Source organism: Brevibacillus ruminantium, from assembly GCF_023746555.1.
Taxonomy (GTDB): Bacteria; Bacillota; Bacilli; order Brevibacillales; family Brevibacillaceae; genus Brevibacillus; species Brevibacillus ruminantium.
The window spans coordinates 4,108,288-4,125,013 of record NZ_CP098755.1 but is presented as its reverse complement, the minus strand read 5'-3'; the positions used below and the strand labels follow the sequence as shown (position 1 = coordinate 4,125,013).

The following is a 16,726-nucleotide window of genomic DNA, read 5'->3' as shown; positions in this document are numbered from 1 at the left end:
TCTCGAACGCGGAAAAACTGTTTGACTCTCCTGTCACAGGTCCGCTTTTTCCAGCTGGTGCTGCTCTGCCGCCAACCGCTTTTCCGCCCGCAAAAAGGGAAGATGGACGAGCAGCTTCAGCACCATGCCGATCCCGAGAATAACGACGGGAACAAGCAGATCATCGGAGTCAAACAAACGTCCGTACAAAGCAAAACCAAAAAAACGGGATATCGAGAATAGCATGGCCATCACGGAGACAAAGCGCCCAAGCATCGAGCTGTCCACTGTTTGCTGGTAAAAGGTGCGAAAGAATACGCCGTACGTTCCAAAGGAAAAGAACAGCAGAAAACCAATCCCTCCGAAAAAAGCGACGACCAGCCACGGAGATTGGCCGAGGAGAGAAGCAAGAGCTTCATTCTGCAAAAAAAGCAGCGGACAAACAAAGAGGAGCATCCCGAGAATCCCGATGCCGATATTGGCCGAGAGGGAATATCTTTTCTGCAGGAACATGACTGCGGCCAGCGAGCAAAGCGATCCTGCCGTCATCATGCTTTCCACCAGACCGAAATCGGTGTCGCTGCCGAGAAAAAGCTGTTTGATCATATACGGAAAGCCGACCAGAATAAAGGGAAACAGGAACAGATGAGTCAGCATCCCGTTGATCACCAGAGAGCGGATTCGGGCATCACGCGTAAATGGCTGTAAACTGGAGCGCATATCCTGTAAGATGGTGGAAGAAACGCCCGCAGTCCGTTGTGCTTCCACTCGGATGAGAGCGGCTGCGGCGCCGCACAGGCAGCACAGGATACCCCCGACCAAAAACACCGCATGCAGCCCCGCCCAACTGTAAACAACTGTACCAGCAAATGGAGCGAGGACGCGGACGGTTTCGACAACCGTCGTATCGAGCGCATTGGCGTGGGTGAGGTCCTGCTTGCGGACGATCCGCTGCAGCAGGGTGAGGGAGGCGGGGGCGACAAAAATATCGCCGGCGGCAAACAAGAGCACGATGACATAAATCATTTCCAGCCGTACGGGCATGAAGCTGGAGACAAGAAAAAACAACAGCAGCAATAATCCGCGTCCGCTATCCAGCCACATCAGAAGGCGACGCTTGTCAGCGCGGTCTACGAGGGTGCCTGCGAAAGGCCCGAGCACAAGCTGGGGAATAATCCCGAGGGCAAGCACAGAGGCAAACGAGGCTGCCGAACCCGTTGCAGCCAACGTGTACAGTGCAAGCGAAACATTCAGGAAAAGGGTTCCCGAAAGCGAGATCGATTCCCGCGTTACAAACAGAACAAAATTTCGATTGCGAAGCAAGGAAACATTCATAGAAGATACCTCCGGATCATCAGGGGTGGCTTTGCTTTATTATGACCGGGAGGAAAAGCTTCGGCGCGACAGCGGTTGCGGGAGCCATGCGGCATTCATTGCTCCTGCAAAATGGCCACGGACAAAGGAAGGGAAAAACGGCATGGACCCGATAAAAAGGCTATTGTCTGCAAAAATGGAACACTGTGCCATCACGCTTTATCAGGTGGCGGCACAATCTGCGGACGACCTGCACGATCATGAAGAGTTTTACCAAATCAGCATCCCCCTGGGCGGCTCCCCGCATATGCAATGCAACCGGGAAGTTCGGAGGGTAGCAGGGGGAGAGCGACTGGTTTTGTCGCCCGGCTATCAGCATCGTCATTTTGCAGGTGACGAGACAGCACTGATGATGCTCGTATTTGTGCAGGAGTCTTTTTTGCGAAAAGTAATGTCTGACCGATTGGAAAAGGAAGCGGGAAGCATTGAATTTGCCCCGTGGGGAAATGGAGCCACTGACAGATTTCGCCTGCTGGCGGAGAAGTCGGTCATGCAGACGATGAAAAACCCGCTGAACGTGCTGGAGCGGCAGGAGCTGGAGTGGGAATTGGCCAGTCTGTTATTGTCACTCCAGGAAGGGACCCACGCCATTCCTGCCAGAGGTGATCTTGCAGCCGTCGATCATCCTGCGATTCGCCGGGCCATAGAGCTCATCCATGACGAATCGTCCGCCGACCTGACCCTCGACAGACTGGTGGAGGTATCGGGGATCAGCAAGTACCATCTGATCCGCTTGTTTCGAGAACAGACGGGGCAAACGCCCGGACGTTTTCTGGCGGAACAACGGATAAAAAAAGCGCGAAGCCTGCTGGAGGGGACCAGTCTGGACATCACCTTCATCGCGTATGAGAGCGGCTTCGGCAGTTTGCGAACCTTTGAACGAGCCTTTAAAAATGCCTTTGGTGCAAGCCCGAGCGAATACCGTCGGCAGAGGGGAAAAAGGTGAGGCCATAAATGCCGCCATAATAAATGGAAAATGCCGTCCCGCGACAGGACGGCATTGTTTCGTTCTCCTGATCCCCTACAGCCCTTCGACCAACCGGGCAGCACGACTGGCGGCTTCCCGTTGAATTTCTTCCCAGGAGAGGGTCGTCAGCTGGCGCTCTCTCATCAGGATTTGTCCGTTTACGATAACGGTGTCGACGTCTGAGCCATTGACGCTGTAGGCGACCAATGAAAACGGATTGTGAATGGGCTGCAGGTGCGGCTGATTCAAGTCGATCAGGATCAGGTCGGCCTTTCTGCCCGCCTCCAGCGTCCCGACCTCATGATCGATGCCGAGCAGCTTGGCGCTCTCGATCGTGGCCATGCGCAGGGCTTCTTCGGCTGACAACTGTGTTGGGTCGCCGTAGTCCAGCTTTTGCATCCAGGTCGCGGCCTTGATCTCGGCAAACATGTCCAGCGTGGTGGCGCTTCCGGCACCGTCCGTTCCCAGTCCGACCGTGATGCCGTGCTTTTTCAGCTCCATGACAGGAGCGATCCCGCAGCCCAGCTTCAGATTGCTGACCGGATTATGGGCGACACCGCCGCGTATGCCGCGAAGGAAATTGATATCCCGGCGCGTGAGATGCACGGCGTGAGCGAGCAGGACATGCGTATGCTCGAACATGCCGAGATGATAGAGATACTCTGTGGGCGTCTCGCCGTACTGTTCTCTGATTTTGACGATTTCTTCTTTCGTCTCGGCCAGGTGAATATGCAGCGGAATTCCACGCTCCCGGGCCAGAGCGATCACCTCGCGAAGCGGTTCCGGCGGGCAGGTGTAGGGAGCGTGCGGGCCAAACATCGTCGTGATGCGGCCTTCTCCGGCACCGGACCATTTTTCAACGAGATCGATGCCTTCCCTCATTCTCTTGCCGCCGTCGTCCTGTAAAAAGACCAGCCCGCGGGTAAGGGAAGCGCGCATTCCGCTCTCTACGACAGCGTGAGCGACCGCGTCCATGCAGACGTACATATCGGCAAACGTCGTGGTGCCCGATCGGATCATTTCCGCGATAGCCAGCTTCGTCCCCCAGTAAACATCCTCTTCGGTCATCCTCGCCTCGGCGGGAAGCATTTTTTTATCCAGCCAATCCATCAGCTTCAAGTCATCGGAAAAACCGCGAAGCAGCGACATGGCCCCGTGATTATGAGCGTTGATCAGTCCCGGCATGACCGCCTTGCCTTTTGCCTCGATCATCTGATCAGCCGGTTGCGTGATAGACGGCGCTACCGCGAGGATATCCTCCCCCTCGATCAGAATATCGCCGATGAACGGCTCCTCTCCTTCTTTCATGGTCAGGATCGTTCCCTGTTTGATCAGGATTCGTTTCATAGCTTATTCCTCCTCATCGTTTTCTGCGGTTTTCAGTCTAAGCCTTCACGCAAGGGAAAGGTCAAGCGACGCATAGAAAAAAGTAATCTTTCAGCAGGACTTTTTCGAAAAAAACGTAATATTATTTAATATCAGGGAATTGACTAATGAAATAAAATTTCATACAATGTAGGAAAGAAATGGTAAAAAGGGTCGGTGTGTGGATGTTACACGGAGGACTTGTCAGTATTCAGGCCATCATAGAGGAATTAAAACCTTCCGAGCGCAAGGTGGCAGAATTTATCCTGGCCCATCCGGAAGAAGTGGTCAAGCTTTCCGTACAAAAGCTGGCGGAGTTAAGCGGTGTCTCCGAGGCGACGATTATCCGGTTGACCCGCTCTCTCAATATGAAAGGATTTCAGGAATTGAAGCTGCGTATCGCTGGCGATCTGAACAAGCAGACGACGATGGGCAGCTACCAGGAAATCATGATGGAAGGTTCTGTCGATTCGATCATGCAGGCGGTAAGCTGGAATAATATTCAGTCGATCCAGGATACGTTATCCGTCCTCTCCGGGGATGAAGTGACGCGTGCAGTGGAAGCGCTTGCAAACGCCCGCAAAATCGACGTTTACGGAGTGGGGGCTTCCGCAGTTATTGCTGCTGATATCCGGCAAAAGTTTTCCCGCATCAATCTCTGGTGTGAAGCGTATTCCGATTTCCATGCACAACTGACCTCGGCTGTGACCCTGTCGGTGCGGGACGTAGCATTCGGCATCTCTTACTCGGGGCAGACGGAGGACATCATCCAGACTTTGACAGAAGCCAAGCAGCAGGGAGCGACGATCATCACCCTGACCAAATTTGGCCCCTCTCCGGTTGCCGAGCTGGCTGATATCAAGCTGTTTACCAGTTCGGTTGAAAAAAGCATCCGCAGCGGAGCGATGGCTTCCCGGATGGCTCAGTTGAACGTGATCGATATCCTGTTTATCACAATGGTCAGCAAACAGCAGGATGAAGTGATTCCGCTGTTGGAAAAGACGCGGCTGGCGGTCAGCCGCAACAAACGCTCGTAACGAGAGGGGAGGAGGACAACTGATGGAAGCAGTGGGCCATTTACTGCGGGGATGGATCGCCGAGGGTTTACTGCCGGGAGCGGCTCTTCGCGTCCTTTACCGGGGAGAGGTGGTGTATGCCTGTGATGTCGGTAGGACCAGCATCACGGAAGAGGGCCTTCCCGTGACGAGTGAAACGCTGTTTGATTTGGCATCGTTGACCAAGGTGACAGCTACGCTCCCGGCTCTTCTGCTCCTGCTGCAGGAGGGCAGGCTGCAGGAAAATGATCCCCTCTCCCGCTACTTCCCGGACTGTCCCCCGGATAAAGGGCGGATTACCATCGACCAGTTGCTTACTCATACCTCCGGCTTGCCCGCTGACCTGAGCGAGCGAAGCCGGGATGGACAGATCGCTCTGCCTGAGCTGTTGTATCAGATGTCGCTGCTTCACGCACCAGGAGAACGCGTGGTTTACAGTGACCTCGGCATGATCTGGCTGGGGCTGCTAGTGGAGCAGCTCACAGGCGAGTCCTTGGAGACCTTTCTCTCTGACCGCATGTGGATGCCACTGGAGATGAAGCATACCTGTTTTCGCCCCTCTGCCGAACGTTTTCCGAATATTGCGTCTACCGAGTTTTGCCGCCTGACCCATCGGTATATTACCGGTGAGGTCCACGATGAGAAGGCGTTTGTCATGGGCGGTATTGCCGGCCATGCCGGTCTTTTTTCCACAGCCGACGACCTGTGCCGCTACGCCCGCATGTGGCTGACCGGAACTCCGCCGCTGCTTGCAAGTGAGCTTCGAAACCATGCCATTCAATGCTTAACCGAAGGAAAAGGGGGCAGACGCGGATGGGGATGGGAGATCAACGGCCATGGAGGCGGAAACAGCTGCGGCAGCAGATTTTCTCCCTCCAGCTTTGGGCATACGGGGTTTACGGGAACCAGTCTCTGGCTGGACCCGGTTCAGGAGATGGCGGTCATCTTTCTGACCAATGCCGTGCATCTCGGTAGGCAGCATCGCTTGCGCCAGCTTCGGCCAATTCTTCACGATGCGGTCACGGCTCATTTATCAGGGGCCTGACATAAAACTGCCAAGCGCCAAGGCAGTAGCGGAAAAAAAGGGGGAGGATGTTTCAATGAGGAGGTTCCGTGTTCAGGGGTATGTATCCGTGGTGCTGTCTCTCTTGCTCGTGCTTGCCGGCTGTAGCGGAGGGTCAGGCTCCACACCGTCGGCTAGCGATCAAAGCGGCGGACAAACGGCAAGTCCCGGCAGCAGCGGTGGTGGCGGTTCAGGCGGTGGCACGGGCGGCGAGAAAGTAACCGTTTCGATGCATAGCTGGCGCGTGGAAGATACGGAGGGCTACAAAAAAATCATCGCCGCTTTTGAAAAAGAGAATCCGAACATCAAGATCGAGTTCAAGCCGTTTAAAGCAACGGAATACAACACGATACTAAACACCGCCCTGCAAAGTGAAAGCGGGCCGGATATCCTGCAGCTTCGCCCGTATGCACCTGGTGTTTCCCTCGCTGAAGCCGGACATCTGGAGCCGCTGGACAATTTGCCAGGCATTCAAAACTTCCCCAAAGACGTTCTCGCAGCAGCCACCGCAAAGGATGGCAAGGTATACGGCGTCCCCCTCTCGCTCAATTCGACCCAAATCTACTACAACAAAAAATTATTTGAGCAGCACGGTCTAAAAGAGCCATCATCCTGGGATGAACTGATCAGCACGGCCAAAACCCTGAAAGAAAAAGGCATCGTTCCGTTTGCTTTCGGAGCCAAGGAAGGCTGGCTGCTGTCGCTCAGCCATGGTGTGATCGCACCTGGTACGTACAACGGAAATGGCTTCGTCGAAAAGATCGTCAAGGGCGAGGCTGATTTCAAAAGTCCAGAGTTCCTCAAATCTATTCAGAGGATGAAAGAACTGGTCCCCTACTTCCCGGACAACTTTGTCGGGCTAGATTTGAATGATACGCGGACGATGTTCTTTACCGAAAAGGCAGCCATGTTTATCAACGGCAGCTTTGAGCTGGAAGGCATACAAAAGATGAATCCGGATCTGGCGCTCGATTTCTTCCCGATGCCGACAGAGGATGGCAAAAAGGTGCTGACGACCTGGGTAGATGGCTCCTATGCAGTCAACTCCAAAGCGAAGCACAAGCAGGAAGCGCTCAAATTTTTGGAGTTTATGGCGACGCAGCAATTTGGCGAGCTGTTCGCCAATGAGTTTAAACGAATCAGTGCCATCCCGGGTGTGAAAACAAGCGATCCGCTGGTGAACAAGATGGCGGAGCTGTCGGCATCCAGCTCGACACCTTACCTGATGGTCGTCTATTTTGCGGAAGGCAAGCCGACGACAAAGCAAACCCTGGAAAATGACCTGCAAGGGATGTACCTCGAAAAGATGACGCCGGAGCAAGTCGTTGAGGATGTGCAAAATTCAGCGGCGAGCTGGTTCCCTGGATTCAAAAAGTAAACGGCTGTAGAAAACAGCAACCGTACGGAGCAGAAAAGCGAAACGGGCGGCAGGGGCATTCCTGTTTCTTTGCCGCCCCATGATGCCGGGGGTGGTCTGTATGGACGTAAGCGCACCCGAGAGGCAGCAGGGGAAATCGAGGGGGAAGGCGAAAGCACGCTGGCTGCTGCACCTGTTTCCCCTGCCAGCCCTCATTATTTACGCACTTTTTGTGGTCTATCCGATCATCTCCGCTTTTACATACAGCATGTACGAGTGGAATGGGATCGCTCGGGGCGCGTTTGTGGGGATCAAAAATTTCCTCACGCTGTTTCAGGTAGAACCTTTTAACAAGATGTTCTGGAATGCGTTTGGACACAATGTCATCTACTTTGTCGTGGAAATGGTGGTCCAGAATGGCATCGCATTTGCCCTCGCGTATGTCATCTATCGAAAGATACGGGGAGCCGGGTTTCTCAAGATCGCCTATTTCATGCCGCGGCTGCTGTCGGTGATTATCGTCGGGTTTCTGTGGAAATTGATTCTGAATCCCAATTACGGTGCGCTCAATACGTTCCTGGGAAAGCTGGGGCTGGAGGAATGGGCCAAGCCGTGGCTGGGAGAACCCGACACAGCGCTGCTTGCTATTATTCTAGTCAACTGCTGGTTCGGCATCGGCTTCGCTGTTCTGATCTTTCTGGCTGGCTTGCAATCGATTCCGGAGGAGCTGATCGAGGCAGCCAGACTGGATGGGGCCAGTGGAGTCACGCTTTTAGTCAAAATCATTTTGCCGCTGGTGATGCCCTCGATTACGATCATGACGGTGTTTACCTTTATTCAGGCCTTTGAAGCGTTTGAACTGATCTATGCCATGCAGGGCTCGATGGGTGAACCGTTTTATTCGACGGATACACTGGCTGTCTATTTCTACCGCCTGGCGTTCAGCAGTTCCGGCGGAGCGGGCGATGTATCGATCGGACTGGGCTCAGCATTGGCCGTTGTGCTGTTTGTCATCGTGGCCTCCGTTTCGGCCGTCTCCCTGCGCCTGATGCGGAAACGGGAGGTTCAGCACTGAGCGGGCGAAACGCAGCGCAGTCGATTGCAGGGCCGCCAATTGCAGGCCTGCAATGAACGGTCTATCCCCATGTTTGGGAGTTGCCAACGCAAAGGAGGTGAGCAGCTTGCTATCCAAAATCAGCTCGCGTTCCCTGCAATATGTTTTCGCCTACTTGTTCGTGCTGGTTTCGCTTTACCCCATCGTGCTGATGGTCAGCTCGTCGCTGAAAACCAATGCGGAGATTTTCACAAATCCGCTCTCGTTACCAGGATCATTCCATTTCGATACCTACCGCAAGCTTTGGGAAGCTGTGCCGTTTGCCGACTTTCTGATCAACAGCGCCGTCGTCAGTGTCACATCGGTGGTGCTGATCGCTGTCAGCTCCTCGATGGCAGCCTTTTACCTGGCGCGCTTTTCCTACAGGTGGACAGGATGGCTCTATTTCTTTTTTGTCATGGGCTTGATGATTCCCGTCAAGCTGGGGATCGTTCCGTTGTTTTTGCTGATGAAAAAGCTGGGACTGCTCAATTCGCTCTGGTCGTTGATTCTCATCTATACAGCGAGTGGGATTCCCATCTCGGTCTTTATTCTGACCGGTTTTTTTCGGACGCTGCCGGTGGAGCTGGAGGAAGCCGCGCGGATCGACGGCTGCAACCATTTCCAGGTCTTTTGGAAGGTACTGCTGCCGCTGATTCGTCCGGCGCTGGGCACGGTAGTGATCATCAACTTTATTCACGCCTGGAACGACTTTTTCTTTCCGCTGATCTTTATCCAGAAAGATACGCTGAAAACCATACCCGTGGGCATGATGGTGCTTTTCGGGGAGTACGAGACGGACTGGAGTCTGCTGTTCGCAGGACTTACCCTGTCTGCTCTGCCGATGATCGTTGTCTTTCTCTTGGCGTCCAGGCAATTTATGGAAGGGTTGACCGCAGGTGCAGTTAAATAAAAAGCAAAGCTGGTTTATCGGTTTGGATGGGGGAGGGACCAAAACAAAAGCCGCCCTCTGCGATTCGGCCGGCAGGATTGTCGGCCTGGCGGAAGGTGAGGGGAGCAATCCCCTTTCCCGGCCATGGGAACAGGTGAGGGAGACGCTGCAGGTACTGATGGAGCAGGTGTGCAGGCGAGCTGGCGTGGGAGCTGACGAGGTGGCAGGAGTTTTTCTCGGCTTGGCCGGTGCGGACCGTCCGCAGGTAAAAGCGTGGATTGAGGATGCTTTTCTGCCAGTCTGGGGTGAACGCCTCCACATCGACAATGATGCGGTCGCCGCACTGTACTCCGGTACATGGGGGAGTCCCGGGATCGTGCTGATTGCCGGCACAGGCTCGATCGCCTATGCGGTGGCAAAGGACGGCCGACGCCATCGGGTGGGCGGTTGGGGATATCTGCTCGGAGACGAGGGGAGCGGCTATGATCTCGGCAGGCAAACCGTAGTCGCTGTGCTGAGGGCCTGGGACGGGCGGGGAGAGCAGACACTGCTCAGTGAACTGCTCCTCAGACACTACGGGATCGAACAGCCGGATCAGTTTATCGCTCGCTTCTACAGCTCGCCAAACCCGCGCAAAGAACTGGCGGAAGCAAGCGTCCTGGCCGAGCAGGCGGCAGCCTCCGGCGACCCGCTTGCAATCCGGTTAATCCAGCAAGCGGCCGATTCTTTGGGGGAGCTTGTGGAGACGTGCAGAACCCGTGCAGGCCAGGATTTGCCGGTCGTTCTGGCCGGAGGATTGCTGGCAGCCGATACGCTGCTGCGAAGACAGTTGCTGCGCTCATCCCGCTATCCGGTCGTCATCCCGGAAGCGCCGCCGGTGGCTGGCTGCCTGGCAGCGGCACTGCTGCGAGTGAATCTGCCCGTGGATAAGCAGGTGAAGGCCAGGCTTGCAGCTTGGGAAACAGATGGAGTAGAGGAGGACACCCATGACGGAGAACTTGCATGAGTTGACGACAGAAATGCGCAATCAAGCGAGCTTGATGCTGGATCGGATGACCAGCCTGGAAATCCTGACGCTGATGAACGAAGAGGATAAAAAAGTGGCGGGTGCGGTCGAGCAGGTTTTGCCGGAGGTGGCCAGGGCGGTCGATATGATCGCCTGCGCCCTTGAGCGGGGGGGACGGCTTTTCTATTTTGGTGCGGGCACCAGCGGCCGCTTGGGTGTGCTGGATGCTTCCGAGTGTCCACCCACCTTTGGCACGGACCCGCAGTTGGTGCGGGGAGTCATCGCCGGCGGCTCGGTAGCGTTGGTGGAAGCGATCGAGGGAGCGGAGGATTCGGCCGACAGAGGAAAAGAAGATGTGAGGGAGAATGGCGTTCGATCCGGGGATGTGGTCGTCGGTATTGCAGCCAGCGGCCGTACGCCCTATGTGATGGGTGCCCTGGAAGAGGCAAAGGCCTGTCAGGCAACGACGATCTCGCTTTCCTGCAATCCCGCGCCGGACATCGCACATGGCGCTGATCTGTCCATCAACATCGTCGTCGGTCCGGAGGTCGTGACCGGCTCAACGCGGCTCAAAGCGGGGACGGCGACCAAAATGGTCCTCAACATGCTGACGACAGCCACGATGGTTCATCTGGGCAAGGTATACGGCAATCTGATGGTCAATGTGCAGGCAACCAACCAGAAGCTGCGTGAGCGGGCCAAGCATATCGTCATGGAGGTGGCGGGCGCCGGTTATGAGGAAGCAGAACAGTTGATCGCGTTGGCCGATGGAGATGCACGCGTGGCCATCGTCATGAAAAAGACAGGGCTTGCGGCTCCGGAAGCGCGTGATCGGTTGAGCCGGGCCGGCGGCAAATTGCGACAGGTGATCGGGGACTTGTAAATAGTCGTGAACGCATCGGCAACGAAACAATTGCTGCCGTTTTCCTTCCAGATGAAGGTATCTCTTTACTTGGGATACCTCTTTTTTTCGTAAAGAAATGTCCGCTCCGCATCAGAGAACAAATACACCAAAGCCAGGAGGGCCACGGTTCTTGTCCTCCGCCGGAGCAGCCGCGCACGAAATACGTGCGTGCCATCCCTTTGCGGTACAGGCTTTTGGAAGTATTCACCTTCAAATCGGCATTGAGGGATGGCAAGAACTGAGCGAATAGAGTATCATGAGTGATACATAGCAGAACAGAACATCACAGGCTATTTCCGAAATGAGGGGTAGCCGTTTTCTCGTATTTTGGCAGGCAGAACAATAACGGAGGAAGAAGGGAGCGGAAGCAAATGAGCGACTGGTCTCAAACAAATACCGTGCTGACAGCGGGATTTGCTCAGATTCCAAAGGGAACCACGCTGTACGAGGTGTCTACAGTGGTTGGCTGCGTGCTGATTATCGATGTGGACAAAGAAGTGATCTGCGACGCAAGCTTCACGTTCTACATGGATAAGACCAGCGATTTTCTGGCTGGTCTGCTCAGGGGCAGGTCCGTAGCAAACGGGATGGCCGAAATCACCCCTGTGGTGCAGGATCGTTTTCTGGGGCCGGGCCAAGGAGCCGTGCTGCAGGCAATTCGGGGAGCTGTGGAACGCTTCATGGAGAAAAAAAGGCAGTCTTGATACTCAACATCCAGGTCTGACATGCGAAGGGGATTTGCCCGAGTGTACGAGGGGGTTATTCATGGAAGAGAAGGCGAAGCTCAGCGAAGAGTTCGAACTGCATCTGCTTGAACGTTACAATCATTGGCTGACCCATATTGAAGCTGTCCATCACGAGGAAGTGGTAGCTGTCAAGAAAGAACTGAGCGGAGTTTTAACGGAAGCCAAGCAAGAAAAGCATGCCCGGATTTTAGGGGAAATCGTGCAGCTTCATGAAAAGGTAACGCATTTATCCTGGCTATCTGAACATTTGAAAATTTTACACGACCTCAGTCATACCTTTTCGAAAACCTATGATGAAAAAGAAATTCTGGCCAAAGCCTTTGAGCTTGTCTCCCGCGTCATGCGGACCGATGCATTTTTTATCGCGTTCTATGATGAAGGGGATGACGAAATCAACATCTCAATTACTATTGACGACGGAGTCAATTACGGTCCGCTGAAGATTCCATACGGAGAAGGGATTATTTCCAAAGTAATCGCCACGCGGGAAACCGTACATTTGCGAACATCCCGAGATGAAACCGTCGGCGCATCGGCAGTGCGCTGGGGAAATCCCGATAATGATACCAATACTTGTATCTTCGTCCCGCTGATGCTGGGCAATCAGATGAAAGGCGTCATTTCTGCCCAATCCTACCGTTCCTTTGCCTACAAAAAGGAGCATGAGGAATTGCTGAAGATCATCGGTTCCCAGGTAGCGAGCGCGGTGGAGACAGCCAGGCTGTATGACCGGATGTACCAAATGTCCTTCCGCGATGAATTGACGGGGATTCTGAACTACCGGGCATTTCATCGCGACCTGGAAAATCTGCTGAGTCAAAAACAGTCCGTCGCTCTGATCATGCTGGACTCTGATCATCTGAAAAAGGTGAACGACCGATATGGCCATCATGTCGGGGATGCGCTGATAAGCTGTATAGCGGAAGCATTGAAAAGCAATGCGGAGCCATGCGAAAGTGTCTACCGCTATGCCGGGGACGAGTTCATGTTTCTCTCCCCCGGCGCTACGTTAGACAAAGCGATGATGAAAGTACAGTTTATTCGCGAGTATCTGCACAACCACCCGCTGATTTATCAGGGAAAGCTGATCCCCGCTACCGTCAGCGTCGGCATCGCCCTTTCTCCCGACCATGCGCACAGTGCGGACGGACTGAAACGGGCCGCAGACGAGGCTTTGTACCGTTCCAAAAACAACGGGAAAAACTGTGCCACGGTGTATGGAGCGGGATAAGGCCATTTTCGTTACCGCCGGCCCCAGGCAAACAGAAACGTAAACAGGGGCGACAGCCAGAGAAACAGGGCATACGGCAGGTAGTCAAGCGTCGGGACATGCAAGGTCGACGTGAAAAAGGCGCCGCTGACACCCCAGGGAATCAGCGGGTTGAGTAAGGTCCCGCAATCCTCCAACGTGCGGGAAAGCCGCTTCCGGGCGATCCCCCGCTTTTCAAAAGATTCCCGAAACATCTGCCCCGGCAGCAGGATGGAAAGATACTGCTCGCCAGTCAAGCCATTGACCAGCATGGAGGAAGAGCCAGCCAGGGTAATCAGCCCGCCGTCATGGCGGATACGCGCCAGAAGACCGGCGAATAACGCCTGAAACACACCGCTTTGCTGCAAGAGCCCTCCCAGGGACAGAGCGATCAGGATCAGGGTCAGCGACCAGGTCATGGACATCAGCCCGCCGCGGTTCATGATCGTCGCAATAATCTCGTTGGAGAAGTCCTGATGAAAGCCGTTCTGCATGACAGACAGCCAGACAAGTGGAGAATGTACGCCCTGCAGGAGGGCGGCTGTTACAATCCCGCTGGCGATTCCGGCGACCAGCGTGGGCAAAATCGGTTGGCGCATTGCAGAACAAACGATCACCACGAAGGCGGGAATCAGGGCCAAGAGCGATATCGTAAAATGCTCCTTTAGCTCGGTCTGCAGCAAAGAGATCGAAGAAAGATCGACTGTGCTCTCTTGCCCCTGAAAGGCAAAAAAGAGGGCAGTCAGGCCAATCGCTGGCACAGTGGTTCGAGTCATGTAGCCTACATGAGTCAATAAAGGCACACCGGCAACGGCCGCCGAGAAGTTGGTCGTGTCAGACAGCGGGGACATTTTATCGCCAAAGCAGGCACCGGAGATGATGGCGCCGGCAGTCATCAAAGGATCGACTTCCAGCGCCGTCGCAATCCCCATCAAGGCTACACCGACAGTGCTTACCGTGGTAAAGGAGCTTCCGGTTGCCGTGGAGACGAGAATAGTCAGAAACAGTGCGCTTAGGCAAAAGTACGACGGATGGATCACTTGGACCCCGTAGGAAAAAATCGTCGCCACCGTTCCGCTCATCATCCAAACACCGATCAGGATGCCGATCAAGGCCAGGATCAGGATGGGAAGGACGGCGGATTGAATCCCTTTGACTATGCCGCCCTCAATCTCGCGCCACGGGATTCCGTAGCAGCGGATCAATAGAGCGGATGCGACCAAAGCGGACAGCAGCGGCATATGAGGTTCGGCCTTTCCCCAGAACAAGGCGGGAAAGAGGATCGAAAAGACTACCAGCAATATACTCAGACTTTGTCCAAAGGTAACAGATTTGTTCATGAGAATAATGACTCCTAGTTGCGTTGTTTTGGATGTGCGCAGGTTTGCTTGCGTGCTTCTCTGCTTTTTGGCTCTCTTGCTTTGCTGCGTTCAAGCAATAGAGGTACTGTATCCTGAATGGACAGAAGCGTCAATGCGTTCGCCTGTATTCGCAATCGCAAAATAATTACGGTAACTGGAAATTGACGATGTGAGAGACCTTTCGCAAGCGCAACGCGTTCGTTAAAATGAAAACAAACGGACGCTTTCAGATTGCAGACTGGCGCGGGTGACGCAGGGCAGGCTGCAGGCAAGCGCTGAACAAGGAGCACAGGATGAAACAGGGAAAAACCAATGTCATGCGGCTTTTGGACAAAGAAAAAATCGCATACAACATGCTGGCGTACAGCACAGACGACGGAAAAATCGATGGCGTATCCGTTGCCCACAAAATCGGGAGAGAAGCGGGGATCGTCTACAAAACTCTGATTTGCCAAGGTTCCAGCAAGGCGTATTACGTCTTTGTGATTCCCGTTGAAGCGGAGCTCGATTTAAAAAAGGGAGCAAGAGCCATCGGGGAGAAGAAAATCGAGATGATTGCGGTGAAGGACTTGCTGAAGGTGTCCGGCTATGTGCGAGGCGGCTGTTCTCCGATCGGGATGAAAAAGGCGTTTCCCACGTTGATCGAGGAAAAAGCGCAATCGCTTGAAACAATCATCGTCAGCGGAGGAAGCATCGGACTGCAGATCGAGATCAAGGCTGAAGATTTGGCAAAAGCAGCCAAAGCACAGTTTGCAAAGTGAATCGACAGAAGAGCGGGGCCAAAGCGGTCACCTGCACAAAAAAGACTGCCGACATGGATAGGTTGGCAGTCTTTTTGCTGTGCGCTGGTATAGAAATGGGTACCGCTCAGGAAAATGTCCTTCCCGCTGCAAGAGATGCTTATCGTATTCCCTGTGGCCCTCTTTAAAATTATTATAAAAAGATATTGACTTTCAGATAGTATTTAGTAAAATGATAATTGTTCCTAGTTGATAATGATTTTAAAATAAAGACGGACGTGAAAGGGGGACGCGAGCATGTACGACGTAATTATCATTGGTTCTGGACCGGCAGGCGCATCTGCTGCGATCTACACAGCACGCGGCAATCTGAAAACGCTGGTGATTGATAAAGCTCCTGGAACCGGAGCATTGGCTTTGACACATAAAATTGCCAACTACCCTGGTGCTGAAGGAGAGCGAACAGGGAAGGAGCTACTGGATATTATGCGCAGGCAAGCGGAAAGCTTTGGTGCCGAATTTATCCAAACCACGATTACCGCAGTGGATGTAGAGGATGAGGTAAAAAGCATCTATACCGCTGACGGTGCATTTGAAGCAAAAACGGTCATCGTCGCGACCGGCTCCAAAGGCCGCAATCGTATGCTGCCGGGTGAAGAACGCCTGCTTGGTCGCGGGATCAGCACGTGTGCAACCTGTGACGGAGCGTTTTATGAAGGCAAAAGCGTGGCGGTCATCGGAGATAACGAAGAGGCACTGGAAGAGGCGCATGCACTCACCAAGTTCGCCGACCAGATTGTCTTTATCGTACCCCGTCCCGAGCTGCAAGGTGTAGAGGAAGTGCCCGAACTGCCGAAAACAAAATTTTTGTTCCGCACTCGTCCACTGGAAATCGTCGGTGAGCAGTCGGTCAAAGGTGTTCAGGTGCGTCATGCGGATGGCAGCGAGGAGCTGGTGACCGTGGATGGCGTGTTCATCTTCCTGTCCGGAAGCAAACCTGGCACCGATTTTTTGGAGGATCAGGTGCCGCTTGACGAGGAAGGCTTTATGATCCTCGATGAATACATGCAAACGTCGGTGCCGGGTGTATTTGGTGCCGGGGAAGTGCGCAAGACACCGGTCAAACAAGCGGTAGTAGCTGCTGCTGACGGTGCCATCGCCGCTATGGCTGTGGATCGCTATATCAACAAACGCAGCAAAATTGTCCCCCAATACAAATAAGAAACATCACAAGGAGAGATCTTTTTATGGCACAAGCAATCGTTTATTCCAGCACCAACTGCGGTTTTTGCAAACAATTGAAAAGCTATCTGGATGAGCAAAACATCTCCTATGAGGAGCGCAATATTGATGAAAACGAAGCCTATCGCGAAGAACTGAGCCGTCTTGGGATGATGTCTGTTCCGCTCACACTGATCGGTGAAAAGCAAATTCTGGGCTTCAACCCAAACCGTATCAAAAAAGCGTTGGCTGCTCTGGAAACCGCTGAACAGTAATTCCCAATCCAACAAAAAGGAGCAACTTACGATGAACCCAAACACAATCAGTGATCGCGTACAACTGCAAGTAGGCAAA

At 53.8% G+C, this 16,726-nt stretch carries 16 protein-coding genes; 13 read left to right on the top strand and 3 right to left on the bottom strand.

Annotation, left to right across the window (positions count from 1 at the left end):
• Positions 1–33: 33 nt before the first annotated feature.
• Positions 34–1,314 (bottom strand): MFS transporter, encoded by a 1,281-nt coding sequence (locus NDK47_RS20340; protein WP_251871588.1) that lies wholly within the window; start codon positions 1,312–1,314, stop codon positions 34–36.
• Positions 1,315–1,339: 25 nt separating this feature from the next.
• Here NDK47_RS20340 and NDK47_RS20335 point away from each other — a divergent pair, with 25 nt between their 5' ends.
• Positions 1,340–2,299, top strand: a complete 960-nt coding sequence (locus NDK47_RS20335) for an AraC family transcriptional regulator (RefSeq protein WP_251871587.1) — start codon at positions 1,340–1,342, stop codon at positions 2,297–2,299.
• A gap of 75 nt (positions 2,300–2,374) precedes the next feature.
• Here the strand turns inward: NDK47_RS20335 and NDK47_RS20330 are convergent, their stop codons facing one another.
• On the bottom strand, positions 2,375–3,667 hold the full coding sequence (locus NDK47_RS20330; RefSeq protein WP_251871586.1) for an amidohydrolase: 1,293 nt from the start codon (positions 3,665–3,667) through the stop codon (positions 2,375–2,377).
• 203 nt (positions 3,668–3,870) lie between these two features.
• Between NDK47_RS20330 and NDK47_RS20325 the strand changes: the two genes are divergently transcribed.
• The 9 genes from NDK47_RS20325 to NDK47_RS20285 all read left to right on the top strand — a co-directional run bounded on the left by NDK47_RS20325 (position 3,871) and on the right by NDK47_RS20285 (position 13,032).
• Positions 3,871–4,722, top strand: coding sequence for a MurR/RpiR family transcriptional regulator (locus tag NDK47_RS20325; RefSeq protein WP_251871585.1), 852 nt, complete (start codon positions 3,871–3,873; stop codon positions 4,720–4,722).
• 22 nt (positions 4,723–4,744) lie between these two features.
• The gene (locus NDK47_RS20320) at positions 4,745–5,785 is read left to right on the top strand and encodes a serine hydrolase domain-containing protein (RefSeq protein ID WP_251871584.1); all 1,041 of its coding nucleotides are present in this window, start codon (positions 4,745–4,747) and stop codon (positions 5,783–5,785) included.
• Between the two features lie 55 nt (positions 5,786–5,840).
• Positions 5,841–7,181: an ABC transporter substrate-binding protein gene (locus NDK47_RS20315; RefSeq protein WP_251871583.1), complete on the top strand. Its 1,341-nt coding sequence runs from the start codon at positions 5,841–5,843 to the stop codon at positions 7,179–7,181.
• Positions 7,182–7,281: 100 nt separating this feature from the next.
• Positions 7,282–8,235, top strand: coding sequence for a carbohydrate ABC transporter permease (locus NDK47_RS20310; RefSeq protein WP_251871582.1), 954 nt, complete (start codon positions 7,282–7,284; stop codon positions 8,233–8,235).
• A 106-nt stretch (positions 8,236–8,341) separates the two neighbouring features.
• On the top strand, positions 8,342–9,166 hold the full coding sequence (locus NDK47_RS20305) for a carbohydrate ABC transporter permease (RefSeq protein WP_251871581.1): 825 nt from the start codon (positions 8,342–8,344) through the stop codon (positions 9,164–9,166).
• Positions 9,153–10,151: an N-acetylglucosamine kinase gene (locus tag NDK47_RS20300; protein ID WP_251871580.1), complete on the top strand. Its 999-nt coding sequence runs from the start codon at positions 9,153–9,155 to the stop codon at positions 10,149–10,151. The genes NDK47_RS20305 and NDK47_RS20300 overlap by 14 nt, the downstream gene beginning before the upstream one ends.
• On the top strand, positions 10,132–11,034 hold the full coding sequence (gene murQ / locus NDK47_RS20295; protein ID WP_251871579.1) for an N-acetylmuramic acid 6-phosphate etherase: 903 nt from the start codon (positions 10,132–10,134) through the stop codon (positions 11,032–11,034). The genes NDK47_RS20300 and murQ overlap by 20 nt, the downstream gene beginning before the upstream one ends.
• Positions 11,035–11,426: 392 nt before the next feature.
• Positions 11,427–11,759: a DUF3870 domain-containing protein gene (locus NDK47_RS20290; protein WP_251871578.1), complete on the top strand. Its 333-nt coding sequence runs from the start codon at positions 11,427–11,429 to the stop codon at positions 11,757–11,759.
• A gap of 61 nt (positions 11,760–11,820) precedes the next feature.
• Positions 11,821–13,032 (top strand): sensor domain-containing diguanylate cyclase, encoded by a 1,212-nt coding sequence (locus NDK47_RS20285; protein WP_251871577.1) that lies wholly within the window; start codon positions 11,821–11,823, stop codon positions 13,030–13,032.
• Between the two features lie 11 nt (positions 13,033–13,043).
• Here the strand turns inward: NDK47_RS20285 and nhaC are convergent, their stop codons facing one another.
• A complete protein-coding gene (nhaC, locus tag NDK47_RS20280; protein WP_407653323.1) occupies positions 13,044–14,390 on the bottom strand; it encodes a Na+/H+ antiporter NhaC in 1,347 nt (448 codons plus the stop codon).
• Positions 14,391–14,704: 314 nt separating this feature from the next.
• Between nhaC and ybaK the strand changes: the two genes are divergently transcribed.
• The 3 genes from ybaK (at position 14,705) to NDK47_RS20265 (ending at position 16,647) form a co-directional block, all read left to right on the top strand.
• The gene (gene ybaK, locus NDK47_RS20275; protein WP_251871576.1) at positions 14,705–15,172 is read left to right on the top strand and encodes a Cys-tRNA(Pro) deacylase; all 468 of its coding nucleotides are present in this window, start codon (positions 14,705–14,707) and stop codon (positions 15,170–15,172) included.
• A 276-nt stretch (positions 15,173–15,448) separates the two neighbouring features.
• Entirely contained in the window at positions 15,449–16,372 is a 924-nt protein-coding gene (locus NDK47_RS20270; protein WP_251871575.1) for an NAD(P)/FAD-dependent oxidoreductase, read from the top strand.
• A gap of 26 nt (positions 16,373–16,398) precedes the next feature.
• Positions 16,399–16,647 (top strand): glutaredoxin family protein, encoded by a 249-nt coding sequence (locus NDK47_RS20265; RefSeq protein ID WP_251871574.1) that lies wholly within the window; start codon positions 16,399–16,401, stop codon positions 16,645–16,647.
• The last annotated feature ends 79 nt before the right edge of the window (positions 16,648–16,726 follow it).

Coding starts and splice junctions, on each gene's coding strand:
- NDK47_RS20330 (WP_251871586.1), bottom strand. CDS start 3,667: ATGAAACGAATCCTGATCAAACAGGGAACGATCCTGACCATGAAAGAA.
- NDK47_RS20285 (WP_251871577.1), top strand. CDS start 11,821: ATGGAAGAGAAGGCGAAGCTCAGCGAAGAGTTCGAACTGCATCTGCTT.
- NDK47_RS20325 (WP_251871585.1), top strand. CDS start 3,871: ATGTTACACGGAGGACTTGTCAGTATTCAGGCCATCATAGAGGAATTA.
- ybaK (WP_251871576.1), top strand. CDS start 14,705: ATGAAACAGGGAAAAACCAATGTCATGCGGCTTTTGGACAAAGAAAAA.
- NDK47_RS20270 (WP_251871575.1), top strand. CDS start 15,449: ATGTACGACGTAATTATCATTGGTTCTGGACCGGCAGGCGCATCTGCT.
- NDK47_RS20340 (WP_251871588.1), bottom strand. CDS start 1,314: ATGAATGTTTCCTTGCTTCGCAATCGAAATTTTGTTCTGTTTGTAACG.
- NDK47_RS20310 (WP_251871582.1), top strand. CDS start 7,282: ATGGACGTAAGCGCACCCGAGAGGCAGCAGGGGAAATCGAGGGGGAAG.
- NDK47_RS20265 (WP_251871574.1), top strand. CDS start 16,399: ATGGCACAAGCAATCGTTTATTCCAGCACCAACTGCGGTTTTTGCAAA.
- NDK47_RS20315 (WP_251871583.1), top strand. CDS start 5,841: ATGAGGAGGTTCCGTGTTCAGGGGTATGTATCCGTGGTGCTGTCTCTC.
- NDK47_RS20290 (WP_251871578.1), top strand. CDS start 11,427: ATGAGCGACTGGTCTCAAACAAATACCGTGCTGACAGCGGGATTTGCT.
- murQ (WP_251871579.1), top strand. CDS start 10,132: ATGACGGAGAACTTGCATGAGTTGACGACAGAAATGCGCAATCAAGCG.
- NDK47_RS20320 (WP_251871584.1), top strand. CDS start 4,745: ATGGAAGCAGTGGGCCATTTACTGCGGGGATGGATCGCCGAGGGTTTA.
- nhaC (WP_407653323.1), bottom strand. CDS start 14,390: ATGAACAAATCTGTTACCTTTGGACAAAGTCTGAGTATATTGCTGGTA.